We start from the raw sequence: 14,977 nt of genomic DNA, 5'->3' as shown, positions 1-14,977 counted from the left end.
TAACCTATATTACTTTAAAGGAGATTGCAACCTGTAAGCAATTAGGAAAGGTGTACATCATCAGGCCTACTTTCGCTCTCACCTTCTCCCTCGTCATCCTCTACTTCATTTTCTATTTTTAAAGGGATTGGCGTTTGGGGATTACTTTGAGTATCTGCTTTACTAAAGTTCGGAGAAATCAAAGTAGAGTCATCAACAGTATCTTCATTTAAAGAACCATTATGATGTACAGTTCCTGGCATAATACCAAGTGCTAATTCCATAATAGTTTCAGATTTATGGCTAACTTGCGACGATATTTCTATAGGGTTGTTTACTTCTATTTCAGAATTTTCTTTTAACACTATATTATTACTTCTACCTAGGTGCGATTGGTTATTTAATTCTTCTAACTCCAAATCCTCTTGATACGCTTTAAAATCATCTTCATTAAGATCATCTTTAGCTATTCCTCTTTCGATACCTTCTTTTGTGTTAAACCCAATTTTCTTAGCTAAGAAAGGTATTGCTATTCGACTAATAAGATAAAGAACGCCTACTGCAGCACAAGCTGCAGCTACGGCAAAACCTACCGGGGGAAAAGCAATGGCAATAGCAACACCTAGCAATATACCAGCTGATAACAAAACAGCCGCTGTTTTATCTAAAACAGCTAAATTGTCACGCTTAGCTAATTTATAAGTATAAACTTCTTTTTTATCATATAGAGCTTGCAGAGATTTACAGCGATTAGCATACTCTTCTTTTAAAACGATATACGCTTTCAATAGAACGGTTCTTTCATATTCATTTGTTTGCTCTAACTGTGTTTTAAGTGATTGTGCTTCTAATTGTAATTTATTTAAATCTTGTGTTTCTTCATGAATCTGTTTAGCAACATTTTTTAAGTCATTTTTGAGTTGATAACGCTGATATAAAAGTCGGCCTAAGGTAAAAATAGAGTTTCCCAGAATAAAGCCTGCAATAAGAACAGCCAATATTGGTACTGCACCAGGTATAGCTACCATTAAAGCAGCCAATGCCACCATTGCTCCGGCATAGGCCCATTTTCCTGCTTTTGATAGGGTAACAGGAACTTTTTGCCCAAGCAGTGCGGCTGCCAAAAAAATTGCTGGAATCCTAACAAAATCAATAATAGCTAGACCTAACCTTAAACCATGGAAAGAAGATTGAGCAATACTAGCGCCTGCTGCCAAACTTTCTTTTAATTGCATTAAAGCACTAAAATTCTCCCCTGTATCATTAATGCGATCGAATATTTCATCTAGGCCAGGTATTAACTTAAATAAATCTAATATTTTAGACTTTCTAGAAACAGAGCGAGGCTTAAAATTGATAGGTCTAGCCATTGCATCTAATTCAACAAGCGTTTTATTATATTCAGGCTCTAAATCAGCTTCATACATTCCTTCGGTAGGCATGATATTTACTCACGAGTATCTCATTTAACGACTTAAAACTAACCTACAAGTAGGTTACAATAAGCTTCTTTATGATTTAATACAAATCTTATTGTTTATTATACAACCAAATGATGCAGTTTGTAACAGAAATTTGTCGTTTTATCCCTTTAATATCTAAATAAAAATTGGTATCCAAAATTAAACTAATTCACACTTGATACTTAGGGGAGAAGAGCGCTATATTGTTATTTTTAATAAAAAAAATAATTAATGACAAAAAAGGCACTTTACTTAGCAGGTGGTGGCGCTCGAGGTGCTTATCAAGCTGGCGTTCTTAAAGCGATTAGTACTATCCTTAATGTGAAGAAAATTCCTTTTGATATGGTTAGTGGCGTTAGTGTAGGTTGTATAAACGCAGCCATATTAGCTGAAAACGCGCCTGATTTTCCTGCAGCCACCGAAAAACTTGAAATGCTCTGGTGTGATATTTATTGCCAGCAGATTTTTAATGCAAGTAATTATGAAGTTAGTAAATCAGTTTTACGAAATTTAATTCCTATGCTTATAAGACGTAGTCAATCTGGGCATCTACTAGATACTTCGCCACTACGTGATTTTATTAACAAAAACATTAACTTTACCCAATTAAATGAAAATATTAAAAACAATTATTTAACAACCATGGAAGTACTGAGCCACTGCTATGAAACCCAACAAACTATTTCTTTTTATCAACATGCTAATCCTGAATTTGAAGATTGGAATTATCCAAGGCATTTAAGTCTTCGCACCGAGCTGCAAATGGAACATATTTTAGCTTCAAGTGCCCTACCTTTGTTTTTTCCAGCAGCAAAAATTGATGGTTCTCATTATGGTGATGGTAGTATGGGATTAGTGGCACCTTTAAGAGGCGCCATCCGCTTTAAAGTTGATAAAATTTTAATTTTAGGTACTCGGCAATTACCTACTTCGTTCTTCTATGAAGGCACCCAAAATGGCAATATTGGTTTTGCCCGGATTTTAGGTGGCATGTTAAATAGTTTATTTATGGATAATTTAGACCGCGATATTGAAATGGTAAACCGCATGAATGAAATTGCGCGCTTATTATCTCTATGGAAAAAACGTCGCTCTCCTTGGCGTCCTGTACAAACAATTCATTTAAGACCTAGTGAGGCCATAGCACCAATTGCACAAGCCCATTATAAAAATATGCCAGGATTACTTCGATTTCTCCTCAATTTATTAGGAGCCAAAAGTCACTCGGGTGATTTACTAAGTTTTTTATTATTTGAAAAAGAATTTACTCGGGAATTATTCAAATTAGGTTTTGATGATACCCTATTAGCTCGTGACGTTGTGCTTGAATTTTTCGAGTCTAGATAGCTTTTATAAGCTACTATTTACTCAATATAAGTTAGTATAATGCAATAATTACTAAGTGCCGGTTATAAATTGATGAGTTATTACTATCAACAATATATTACTTTTATATTTCTTTTTAATTTTTTTGTTGTAACGTAGTTAGCGGACCGAAGTCAAAATCTTTATCTTTTTTCAAGCTATCATCTAACATTCTATTAAATTTCTCAATCATCCCACTTTGTTGGGAAACACGACCAGTCTGTTCATAAAAAAATGGCATATATCGCCTGCGAAATTGATCCTTCACAAATGAGAACTGTTCAGGATTACTTAATCCTTGATATTTTTCCATTTCCCATCTTAATCCTTGCGCTGCAATTTCGAATGCTTTTGACTCAAACGCCTGTATAATATTCACCCAGGTTGTTGTAGCTCCATATTGACCAAATGCTTGCATTAAGCCCCCGCGTTCTGCTTTTAAAAAATTTTCATTATTTTTAATACTGTGAAATAATTTTTGCAGACCCTGATAATTATTTATACTTTTAAGTCGTTCAAAGATAGTACTCTTAAATAGTTCCTTATCATGCGGCAAATAAAGTTCTTTATCTTGAAACCTATCAGTATATTTGAAATTAAACGCCACTACCTCCTAAAGTATGACATTTTGCTAATTTTTTTAAAAATTTAGTTTTTTCAGAAGGTTCAAAGCTATCTAGTTTTTTTATATGAGATACTAACAAATCTAATTGTTGCGTTATAAAAATTTTAGCCTCATCAAGCGTTAAGCATTGTTGTAAAGCTTGGCTATCTATAGTGTAGCTAAATTCATAAACACTAAAAGCATTATCTTCTATGCCTCTTAAATTTTCCTGAATTTCTTGCTTGAGTGAGTCAATTTCATTAGGTAATGAAAGCGTAAATTTTTTAAATTGGGCCTTGATTGTCTCGCCTGCTTTTCTGGCTTCTGTTATTGAAGACTCTATCTTGCTAGATAATTCTAATTTCTGACTTTGGTAAGTCAGCTCCAGTTCAAGCATACTAGATAGAGCCTTATCAATGGGTTCTTTTGCCTCATTATGAGTCATCCATTCAAATATACTCTCCAAACCTTTACGTATTTCTTCTGGTAATTCTAAATTGTTTATTTTGGTTTGAGCTTTAAAGTGTTCTCTTTCTTTACCATAAATTTGGGGTGTCTGTACCTTATCTCTAGGAACGCCCCAAACCTGTAATAAAGTTATCGCTGCTGCATAGAGATCCATTTTCTCAGGATGGGCTTTAGCTATCTTTCGAGGACTTTCATATTGAGGTGTTTCCCAGAAATACTGATATATTCTTTCCTATTTTTACTCTCGGCAGTATCAAGGTCTATAAGCTTCAACGCTCTTACTGTATTAGTCTGAAAATCTAAATCAACAATGATATTTTGTGGCTTGATATCGGTGTGAATAATACCATAACTATGCAGTGCTCTAATTGCTTCTAATAATTTCCTTGAAATAGCAAAGCGCATCTCTGGCGTTAATTTACTTTCATTGCTTAGAATTTCTGCTAATGTTTTTCCAGCAACCTGGTGCATAATATTATTATAAAAATATTCTTTACCTCCTGATCGCAGTTCATAGACAACGCTCCCTTTAGTATGTAGTGGGTTATAGATTTCACTAATAGCAGCAATGCTTTCATATTTCCTATCAGCAATCTCTTTTCTGACGCTTTCTTCTGACTCCCAACCGAGAAAAACAACTACTTTTTCGGAGCGATGAACCTTAACTACCCGAGGATGTTGAGGATCACTTTTAAAAGTAGCCATTTCTTTTGCATCAATAGTGACCGTTTCTGCAAAATAAACCTTTGCTTCGCCACCACTACCTATTTCCTTAATTAAGACCCGACTGGTTTTTTCATTTTCTTTATAGATTGGATATTTCAACTTTACACGATATGCAATGCCATTAACTGTTACAGCATAGACGTTGGATGTGGAAAAATATCTTCCTAACTCTGCTTCACTTAATAGCTTGCCAAGCACGGCTGAATGTTCACTGGTTAGCTTGGTTGGATCGATACTTAGCTTTAACCATAAAATGTATATTATTTATCAAATATGATTAATCATATATCTTTTGAATTAATTTTAATAGATAAAAACCTTTAATTATGGGTATTTAGAAATAAAGCGTTTTAATTTAGTTAAATTAATTAGTAGGAATTGTTTTTTAATGCTCCTAATACTGATGTAGTATCAGGTTTAAAGTTATGCCATATATAAAACGCTTCTGCTGCCTGCTCAACTAACATACCTAAACCATCGTATGCTTTACAGCCATTTTCTTTAGCAAAATTAATAAATGGTGTATCTTTTTCCCGGTTATAAGCTAAATCATAGCAAAAAGGTTTGCTAGCTAGCATATCTATAGGTAGTAAAGTAAATGGACTCTCACTTAAACTTGCCGAAGTTGCATTAATAATTACATCGAATGCACCAGAAAGTTCGCCAAACTCTGCTAACGTTATAGAGGGAAAATCATCAGCAACTGCTAGAAGTTTCTCTTTTGTACGATTTACAATAGTTAAACGCTTAACTGAAGCCTCTAATAATGGCCCAATTATACCTCGCGCTGCGCCGCCGGCACCTAAAAGGAGTATATCTTTAGCGGCTATATCAATATAACGCTCTAAATCTTTTATAAGACCTATACCATCTGTGTTATCTGCCCATAGCTGATTCTCCTGCATCCACAAGGTGTTAGCTGCTTTTGCTTTTAAACAACGAGAAGTCACCTGATTGGCCATTTTAAAAGCACGTTCTTTGAAAGGTAGGGTAATATTTAATCCTGTACCGCCTGATTCAAAAAAGTCTATAACTTGCTCTTCAAAATTTGTATCATTGCCTAGAATTTTTTCATAAATTAATTCTTTTCCCGCTTGTTTAGCGAAATTTTGATGAATTAAAGGAGATAAGCTATGCGCAATGGGATTGCCTACAACAGCACAACGACTAATCATATTTTATGCCTTTATTTAATCTTATTAATTTTAATGTTGAACATACCCTCTAGTTGGGCGAGTGCTAACACATCCCCTTTGATTAATATTTACTTAAAGCTATCACCTAGAAATGATGTGCAAAACTATGGCAATCAGTTTAAGAAAATACTCACTCATGATAAAGAGTTAGCAGATTATAATTTAAAACCTATTTTTGACAATCATCCTTTACATATTACGCTTTATTTAACCCAGTATTCTCTTAAAAATACAAAGCATCTTATCAACTATATTAAGAAATTAAGCCAACAGTTTCATGCCTTTACTATTAAAGCGCAATACTTAACAGCAACGCCTAGTGGCTATGTTATGCTGCAAATTAAGCCACAACCATACTTACAACACTTAAGTGATACTGTTGTCCGCTCGGTAAATCACTTAAGGGATCCTCTAGCAAATGTCCCTTGTTGGGCAGCCCATAATCCACAAAAAATAAGTAGTTTTAAGCAATATGGGAGTCCTAATGTTTTCACCAATTATGCGCCTCACTTTACCTTTTTAGCGCCTAATAAAACCTATTCAGTACAAGAAGAAAATCAGTTAAACCAGCGTCTAATAAACTCTATAGCTCAATTTAATCAAAAGCACCCTACTGCTATCGAAGCTACCGTTAGTGCTGTTGCGATTGGCATTGCAGATGAACAAGGACAAATCATACAAGAATTGGCTTCTTTTACGCTTAAATAAGCTATTTTAGATTTTGCTATAGTTCAAAAGGCAAAGCTTTTTAAACTATAGCCTTCTTAATCTCTATACCTGTAAGCTTTTTGAAACAATCTCGCTTAAATCGCGCGATAAAGGATGGGTTTCTAAGCGTTTTAATTGCTCAAACATCAGTAATTGTCTTTTTTCATCATAGCGCCGCCAGCGAGTAAAAGGCGTTGCTAAACGCGCTGTAACTTGAGGATTGATTGCATCAAGCTTAATTAGCATATCTGCTAGAAATTCATAACCACTACCGTCTAAAGCATGAAAGTGTCGAGGGTTAACTTGTACAAAAGCACCTATAACTGCTCTTACTTTATTTGGATTGGTAAAAGAGAAAGCTGGATGACCTAATAATTCTTTTACTTTAATTAGCGTATTAGGTAATTCGCTTGTTGCTTGAACTGCAAACCATTTATCTAACACTAATTCATCCTGGGCCCATTGCGCATAGAACTCAGCAACCACCTTTTCTTGTACTTTATCAATCGAACAGTTATTTAATAGGGCAAAACTTGCCATTTGATCAGACATCGTACGAGATTCATTAAATTGGTTTTGACATACATTTAATGTAGCTTGTTCATTTGCTTTCATCATAAGCCAAAGACAAGCGTTGCGGAGCTTTCTTTGCCCATAAGCATTAGCATTCATAGCATGCTCTTCACGCGACCATAATAAGTCATACATCGCTTGTGCTTGCTTATAGAGTGCTTTTCCTAATTCGGTGCGATAAAAATCACGCGCTGACTCAATGACATCCACATCGGCAATTTCAACAAAAGTAGCTACTTCTTCAAACTCAGGTGGCATTATTAACTCAGCACGTAATGCTAAATCTAAGGATTCATCTTGTAAAACATGGGCAAAAGCAGCAGTTAACCTAGGTGGAATTTGCCACTCATTTCGTGATGTTTTACAAAAACTGGCAAGACACGAAAGTGCCAAACATTGTGCCGCATCCCACTTAGCAAATCCATCCGTTTCAAAGCGCAATAAAGCTAATAAATCATCTTGGCTAAGCTCCCTTTGTATTTTAATTGGTGCTGAAAATTCTCGTAATAGAGAAATCACTGGCCTCGATGTAATATTTTTAAAGGTAAAAGTTTGTTGCCGCTCACGTAATTCTAATAAATCTTGCTCTAACGAAAATGATTTGCCATTTTGATCAAATAAAGCTACTCGAATAGGAATATGAAAAGGTTGTTTTTCAAGGCATTCTGCTGTTGGAGGGCAACTCTGTGTTAAAGTTAGAGTTAATGTATCATCTGTATAGTCATTTATTACTGCAACAGTAGGCGTACCAGCCTGGCTATACCAACGCTTAAATTGTGTAAAATCGACATTGTTAGCGTCTTCCATTGCAGCTACAAAATCATCAATAGTCACTGCTTGACCGTCGTGGCGATTAAAGTACAAATCCATACCACGGCGAAACCCTTCTTTACCTAATAAGGTATGCTGCATACGAATAACTTCAGACCCTTTGTTATAAACAGTCGAAGTATAGAAATTATTTATTTCTTGATAAGATTCGGGCCTAACGGGGTGTGCCATTGCACCGGCATCTTCGGGAAATTGAGTTGTTTTTAACACTTTTACATCTAAAATACGATTAACGTCACGTGAATTCATGTCACGTGAGAATTCTTGATCGCGAAATACTGTTAAACCTTCTTTTAAGCTCAATTGGAACCAATCTCGACACGTTACTCGATTTCCAGTCCAATTATGAAAGTATTCATGAGCAACGACCCCTTCCACATCAGCAAAATCCTGATCTGTTGCCGTGTCTGGTCTAGCTAAAATATATTTAGAATTAAAAATATTTAGACCTTTATTCTCCATAGCACCCATATTAAAATCACTAACCGCCACTATCATGAAGATTGATAAGTCATATTCGCGACCATAAACTTCCTCATCCCAACGCATACATTTATGTAAAGAAGCCATGGCATGGGCACATTTATCTTCATTGCCAGGCTCAACATAAATTCTTAAATCAACTTTTTTACCTGAGCAAGTTGTAAATTCATCAGATACACAAGCTAAATTTCCTGCAACTAATGCAAATAAATAAGAAGGCTTTTTAAATGGATCTTGCCAAATGACCCAATGTCGCCCATCTTCTGCCTCACCTGCTTCAATTAAATTGCCATTAGAAAGCAAAGTTGGATAACTTTCTTTATCAGCGGTAATACGAGTAGTAAATGTGGAAAGGATATCAGGACGATCCGGATAAAACGTTATACGGCGAAAGCCTTCTGCTTCACATTGTGTACAAAATAATTGATTTGAGCGGTAAAGTCCTGAAAGCTTTGAATTTTTTTGTGGATAAATACGAGTGACAATGGTCAGCGTAAACTGCTCGGGACAATCATTAAGCAGCAAATCATCATTTTTATGACTATAATCTTTTTCAGTGAGAATCTCATTATTTAAAGTAATACTTACTAATTCTAATTCATCACCATATAAATGTAGTAATCCTGGATGTACACGCTTAAGCGACATTTTATTTTCGACTAACACATAATCATCATACAGATCAAAATTTAGATAGATATCTTCTACTGTAAAATTTGGTGGCATATAGTCCTTCAAAAAAATAGTTGTGTCTGGCATGATGAATACTCCGGTGACAAAAAATAAAATTGGACGCTAATAAATAATGAATTGATTCTTCGTAATTTTTTAAACTTTTTAGCTAATTAGTTCTATACTAAATTATAACCAGTTTAACAAATTTACCACTGAATTAATAAAAGAAGAATTAGCGTTTTCCTCCTCCAAGGAAACGTCATAGAGGATAGCAAAATGAATACGCATGATTTCCTAACCAGCTACACCAAACGCTTTGTTGACAACAAGGAAGAAGAGTTAAGCTTAGGCGAATACTTAGAACTATGCCGCCAAGATCCTTCTGCCTATGCTAATCCTGCAGAGCGACTATTAATGGCTATTGGCGAGCCCGAGGTGATTGATACTCGCCATGACCCCGTTTTATCTCGTATTTTTTCTAATAAAGTGATTCATCGATATCCCGTTTTCAGAGAATTTTTTGGCATGGAAGAGCCTATTGAGCAGATTGTAGGCTTTCTTAAGCATGCGGCTCAAGGATTAGAAGAAACTAAACAAGTGCTTTATCTACTTGGTCCTGTTGGCGGAGGAAAATCTTCCTTAGCTGAAAAATTAAAAGATTTAATGCAGAAGGTACCATTTTATGCCATTAAAGGTTCCCCTGTTTTTGATACTCCCTTATCATTATTTAATCCAGAGGAAGATGCTGAACTTCTAGAAGAACGCTTCGGTATTCCAAGACGTTATTTACGCTATGTCATGTCTCCTTGGGCGGTAAAACGTTTACATGAATATAATGGCGATATTAATCAATTTAAAGTTATCAAACTAAAACCTTCACGATTAAAACAAATTGCGATCGCTAAAACTGAGCCAGGTGATGATAACAATCAAGATATTTCAGCTTTGGTAGGTAAAGTCGATATCCGCAAGCTTGAGGAGTTCTCACAAGACGATCCGGATGCTTATAGTTACTCCGGGGGATTATGCCGTGCTAACCGTGGTTTACTTGAATTTGTGGAAATGTTTAAAGCGCCCATTAAAGTATTACATCCACTCCTAACTGCTACACAAGAAGGTAATTATAATGCTACTGAAGGATTATCCGCTATTCCTTTTGAAGGTATTATCCTTGCTCATTCTAATGAATCTGAATGGCAGGCATTTCGTAACAATAAAAATAATGAAGCGTTTATTGACCGAATCAATATTGTTAAAGTTCCTTATTGTTTACGCGTTTCAGAAGAAATAAAGATCTACGAGAAATTAATTGATAACAGCTCATTGATAAATGCCCATTGTTCCCCAGGAACATTAGATATGTTGGCACAGTTTTCGGTTTTAACTCGTCTAAAAGAGCCACAAAATTCAAGTATTTACTCAAAAATGCGTGTTTATAATGGTGAAAGTTTAAAAGATACAGACCCTAAAGCAAAATCTTATCAAGAATACCGAGATTTTGCTGGGGTAGATGAAGGCATGAGTGGTATTTCTACCCGCTTTGCTTTCAAAATTTTATCGAAAGTTTTTAACTTTGATCATAGTGAAGTTGCAGCTAACCCCGTGCATTTACTCTATGTACTTGAAAGGCAAATTGAACAAGAACAGTTTTCACAAGAATTACATGAAAAGTATTTAACCTTTATCAAAGAGTATTTATCACCGAAATACGTTGAATTTATTGGTAAAGAGATTCAAACAGCTTACTTAGAATCGTATTCAGAGTATGGCCAAAATATTTTTGACAGATATATTACATATGCTGATTTTTGGATTCAAGATCAAGATTATCGGGATCCCGATACGGGCGAAATTTTTGATCGGAGCGCATTAAATGCTGAATTAGAAAAAATTGAAAAACCAGCTGGTATTTCTAATCCAAAAGATTTTCGTAATGAAGTTGTGAATTTTGTGCTTCGCGCTCGTGCTAATTATCATGGTAAGAATCCAATGTGGAACAGTTATGAAAAACTTCGAACTGTTATTGAGAAAAAAATGTTTACCAATACAGAAGATTTATTACCCGTTATTTCTTTTAATGCTAAAGCATCTGAAGACGATAAAAAGAAGCATGAGGAATTTATAGCTCGAATGGTAGAAAAAGGTTACACCCGCAAGCAAGTACGACTACTTTGTGAATGGTATTTGCGTGTACGGAAATCGCAATAATAGTTAAGTAATCGTAAGATTACTTGAGATTACTTGCCTTAAACGAGAGAATCGGGTGAGGAGAAATACTAAGCCATGTCACAATTTATTGATCGTCGAGAAAATGCTGGTAAAAAAAGCACTGTAAATAGGCAGCGCTTTTTAAGGCGTTATAAAAATCAGATCAAACGTGCTGTGTCAGACGCTGTAGGCCGTCGTAGTATTACTGAAATTGATCAAGGTGAGCAAATTAGTATTCCTGCCCGCGATATTTCCGAGCCAACCTTCAGAAACGGACATGGCGGCCAGGTCGAGCGAGTTTTGCCAGGCAATGATCAATTTATTGCAGGTGACCGAATAAAACGGCCGAATCAAGGTGGACAAGGATCCGGAGGAAGTCAAGCCAGTAAAGATGGCGAAGGCGAAGATGAATTTGTATTTCAGTTATCCCGAGAAGAATTTTTAGAATTATATTTTGAAGATTTGGAACTACCTGACTTAATTAAGAAAGATTTAGCCAAAGTTAGGAATTTTAAAGTTGTTCGAGCAGGGGTTACGACCAGTGGTGTACCGACTAATATAAACATTGTACGTTCAATGCGCCAAGCCACTAGTCGACGTATGGCGCTTGCAGCCCCTTATAAAAGGAAGTTGCGTGCAGCGCAAGAAGAATTAAATCGCTTGGAAGCGCAGGCAAATCCAGATCGTTTAGAAGTCTTGCGTTTACAACGAGATATTGAATTTTACAAAAAGAAAATAAAAGCCGTCCCTTTTATAGACACAATAGATTTGCGTTATAATAATCGAATTCGCATTCCCACACCCACAACACAAGCTGTGATGTTTTGTATTATGGATGTTTCAGGCTCAATGGATGAAGCTAAAAAAGATATTGCTAAGCGTTTCTTTATTCTTTTATATCTTTTTTTAACAAAGAATTATGAAAAAATTGACTTAGTTTTTATTCGCCATCACACATCAGCGAAAGAAGTCAGTGAAGAGGAATTTTTTTACTCACGTGAAACAGGTGGAACAGTTGTTTCTAGTGCATTGGAACTTTTAAGTACGCTTATTGAAGTTCGCTATCCTGCTGCTTCATGGAATATTTATGTGGCTCAAGCCTCAGACGGTGATAATTGGAATGCAGATTCGCCTTACTGCCAAGAGTTATTACAAGAAAAAATCATGCCACTTTTACAATACTTTGCTTATATAGAAATTATGCCAAGGCATCATCAAAGCTTATGGGAAGTTTATCAGCAGATTCAGGAAAAATATGCTAATTTTGCAATGGAGAATATTGATACGGTTGCTGATATTTATCCTGTATTTCGTGAGCTGTTTAAGAGGAAAACAGTATGAGAAAGAAAAAGAAGCCTTTATCAATTGGTGCTGATTGGACTTTTGAACTCATTCAAGCTTACGATCGAGAAATTAGCCGGCTTGCTCGTGATTTTAAACTCGAAACTTATCCAAACCAAATTGAGATAATTACGGCTGAACAAATGATGGATGCTTATGCGTCTGTTGGCATGCCTATTGGGTATCACCACTGGTCATTTGGGAAACATTTTGTTGGTGTAGAAAAGAGTTATCAGCGCGGCGAGATGGGTTTAGCCTATGAACTAGTCATTAATTCTAATCCTTGTATTGCTTATTTAATGGAAGAAAATACGATGGCAATGCAGGCTTTAGTTATTGCACATGCTTGTTATGGTCATAATTCTTTTTTTAAAAATAACTATTTATTTAAAATGTGGACTTCAGCAGATGCTATTATTGATTATTTAGTTTTTGCTAGAAATTATATTAGTGAATGTGAAGAGCGCTATGGTATTGATGAGGTAGAAAGTATATTAGACGCTTGCCATGCTTTAATGAACTATGGTGTCGATCGCTACAAGCATCCCCCTGCACTATCTATTCAAGAAGAAAAAATTCGTCAACAGAATAGAGAAATTTACTTACAATCACAAGTTAATGAATTATGGCGAACCATTCCTCAAAGCAAACAAACCCAATCCTCTAAACAAGAGAAGCGATTTCCGCCTGAGCCGCAGGAAAATATACTTTATTTTTTAGAAAAAAATGCGCCACTATTACAATCTTGGCAGCGTGAGATTATTCGCATTGTACGTAAAATTGCCCAATATTTTTATCCACAAGGGCAAACTAAAGTCATGAATGAAGGGTGGGCTACCTTCTGGCATTATACGTTAATTAATGCTCTTTATGATGAAGGCTTGATTGCTGACGAATTTATGTTAGAAATTTTACAAAATCATACTAATGTTATTAGACAACCCTCTTTCAGTAGCCCTTACTACAGTGGTATCAATCCTTACACGCTAGGCTATCATATGATGCAAGACATTAAACGCATCTGTGAAAATCCAACTGAAGAAGATAAGCGTTGGTTTCCTTATTTAGCCAATACTGATTGGCTGACAGGACTAGATACAGCTATGCGTAATTTCAAAGATGAAAGTTTTATTGCGCAGTACTTATCACCTCATTTAATTCGAGAATTAAAGCTTTTCCATATCATTGATAATGATGAAAATACCGATATTGTTGTTAATGCTATTCATGATGAGTTGGGTTATCAGTCGGTTCGTGAGGCTTTATCTAGGCAATATAATTTAGGTTATTTAGAGCCAGATATTCAAATTTATTCAGTTGACACTGAAGGTGATCGATCTTTAACCTTACAACATGTTCAACGTAATAATGTTCCACTTGCTGCAACCGCTCAGGAAGTATTAAAGCATCTCTATACTCTATGGAAATTTCCTATTAAGTTACAATCTATTGACTCCGATGGTAAAGTTACCGCTGAGTATCATTGCCCGCCTATGCCTTTAATTAAACCGGCTAAAGATAATAAATAAGAATAATTATTTATTGGGCGCTGTCTCTTCTTATAACAAATCCACCTAAAAATTGATCAGAATGGTTTTTTCTGTAAAATACAATTCTTTTTAATAGAGGATTAAAATGCCTGGTTTTTTTTCTGTAAAGTCGGCTCAAACACTGACTGAAAGTTCTAACTATCTTATTGATTGGTCTCGTGTTGGCGAATTATTACGTCAAGGTACTCACCGCTATAGTTGGCATGAATTAATACAGCGAGGTGTCATTCTGGTAAGTATAGGTGCTGGTGGTTATGCAGGTTATAATTATAGTAACCAAAGCTCTAGCTTTATGTCTGGTTTATACAGCATGTCTGGCTGTTTTGTAGGCTTTGTAGTTTCCCACCTAATTGTGATTGCACCTTTAATTTATAAGCGATACCAACTTAGTCAAGAATGTGCTGATAAGCAAAAAATAATTTTAGATTCTTTACAGGAGTTAAAAATTCATTCACCAAATCAGGACATAAATAATAGTTTAATTGATTTAATTTCAGCACATATTCAGACTATCATGACTATGAGTTTTAGTACTGGAAGTCGTGCAAATGCTTCTTTAACTTGGGGCAGGCGGCGTACTATGTTAACTAACCTAGCAGATAAACTTAAACAAGATATTGCTGATCTTGCTAATAATAGTGATGCCAACTTAGAAAAAGAAATAAAGCAATTTTGGTCTCAAAATAGTAATGTATTAGTAGATTGCCTTATAAAGTATACTACAAAAGAAAAAGTCAATAATGACGCTCTTATAGAAACACCAAAATTTCAATAAACTGTAATTCTATCTTTTTTTCTACCCTATTG

The 14,977-nt window shown here is 35.4% G+C and carries 12 protein-coding genes; 6 read left to right on the top strand and 6 right to left on the bottom strand.

The window, feature by feature from the left end:
* Positions 1-41 precede the first annotated feature (41 nt).
* Entirely contained in the window at positions 42-1,421 is a 1,380-nt protein-coding gene (locus E1P04_RS08950) for an MFS transporter (protein ID WP_131782577.1), read from the bottom strand.
* Between the two features lie 252 nt (positions 1,422-1,673).
* Between E1P04_RS08950 and E1P04_RS08945 the strand changes: the two genes are divergently transcribed.
* On the top strand, positions 1,674-2,789 hold the full coding sequence (locus tag E1P04_RS08945; protein WP_131782576.1) for a patatin-like phospholipase family protein: 1,116 nt from the start codon (positions 1,674-1,676) through the stop codon (positions 2,787-2,789).
* A gap of 115 nt (positions 2,790-2,904) precedes the next feature.
* On the opposite strand, the gene E1P04_RS08940 is transcribed toward E1P04_RS08945, so the two are convergent.
* The 4 genes from E1P04_RS08940 to aroE form a co-directional block, all read right to left on the bottom strand.
* Positions 2,905-3,414 (bottom strand): hypothetical protein, encoded by a 510-nt coding sequence (locus E1P04_RS08940; RefSeq protein WP_131782575.1) that lies wholly within the window; start codon positions 3,412-3,414, stop codon positions 2,905-2,907.
* A complete protein-coding gene (locus tag E1P04_RS08935; protein WP_131782574.1) occupies positions 3,404-4,033 on the bottom strand; it encodes a hypothetical protein in 630 nt (209 codons plus the stop codon). Before E1P04_RS08935 ends, E1P04_RS08940 begins: the two co-directional genes overlap by 11 nt.
* A 20-nt stretch (positions 4,034-4,053) precedes the next feature.
* Complete coding sequence (locus E1P04_RS08930; RefSeq protein WP_131782573.1) at positions 4,054-4,803, bottom strand: protein kinase domain-containing protein; 750 nt, start codon at positions 4,801-4,803, stop codon at positions 4,054-4,056.
* Between the two features lie 170 nt (positions 4,804-4,973).
* Positions 4,974-5,780, bottom strand: coding sequence for a shikimate dehydrogenase (gene aroE / locus E1P04_RS08925; protein WP_131782572.1), 807 nt, complete (start codon positions 5,778-5,780; stop codon positions 4,974-4,976).
* Between aroE and E1P04_RS08920 the strand changes: the two genes are divergently transcribed.
* Complete coding sequence (locus E1P04_RS08920; RefSeq protein WP_131782571.1) at positions 5,739-6,509, top strand: DUF1045 domain-containing protein; 771 nt, start codon at positions 5,739-5,741, stop codon at positions 6,507-6,509. The genes aroE and E1P04_RS08920 overlap by 42 nt on opposite strands.
* Before the next feature lie 63 nt (positions 6,510-6,572).
* On the opposite strand, the gene pepN is transcribed toward E1P04_RS08920, so the two are convergent.
* Positions 6,573-9,155 (bottom strand): aminopeptidase N, encoded by a 2,583-nt coding sequence (gene pepN, locus E1P04_RS08915; protein WP_131782570.1) that lies wholly within the window; start codon positions 9,153-9,155, stop codon positions 6,573-6,575.
* Between the two features lie 192 nt (positions 9,156-9,347).
* Between pepN and E1P04_RS08910 the strand changes: the two genes are divergently transcribed.
* From E1P04_RS08910 to E1P04_RS08895, 4 genes are all read left to right on the top strand, one after another.
* Positions 9,348-11,279: a PrkA family serine protein kinase gene (locus tag E1P04_RS08910; protein ID WP_131782569.1), complete on the top strand. Its 1,932-nt coding sequence runs from the start codon at positions 9,348-9,350 to the stop codon at positions 11,277-11,279.
* Between the two features lie 75 nt (positions 11,280-11,354).
* Complete coding sequence (locus E1P04_RS08905) at positions 11,355-12,620, top strand: YeaH/YhbH family protein (protein WP_131782568.1); 1,266 nt, start codon at positions 11,355-11,357, stop codon at positions 12,618-12,620.
* A complete protein-coding gene (locus tag E1P04_RS08900) occupies positions 12,617-14,149 on the top strand; it encodes a SpoVR family protein (RefSeq protein ID WP_131782567.1) in 1,533 nt (510 codons plus the stop codon). Before E1P04_RS08905 ends, E1P04_RS08900 begins: the two co-directional genes overlap by 4 nt.
* 106 nt (positions 14,150-14,255) lie before the next feature.
* Positions 14,256-14,945 (top strand): hypothetical protein, encoded by a 690-nt coding sequence (locus E1P04_RS08895; protein WP_131782566.1) that lies wholly within the window; start codon positions 14,256-14,258, stop codon positions 14,943-14,945.
* Positions 14,946-14,977: the final 32 nt, after the last annotated feature.

It is taken from the genome of Legionella gresilensis (assembly GCF_900639865.1).
Lineage (GTDB): Bacteria > Pseudomonadota > Gammaproteobacteria > Legionellales > Legionellaceae > Legionella_C > Legionella_C gresilensis.
Note: the sequence above shows the minus strand (reverse complement) of the source record. Positions and strands in the feature narration are given on the sequence as shown.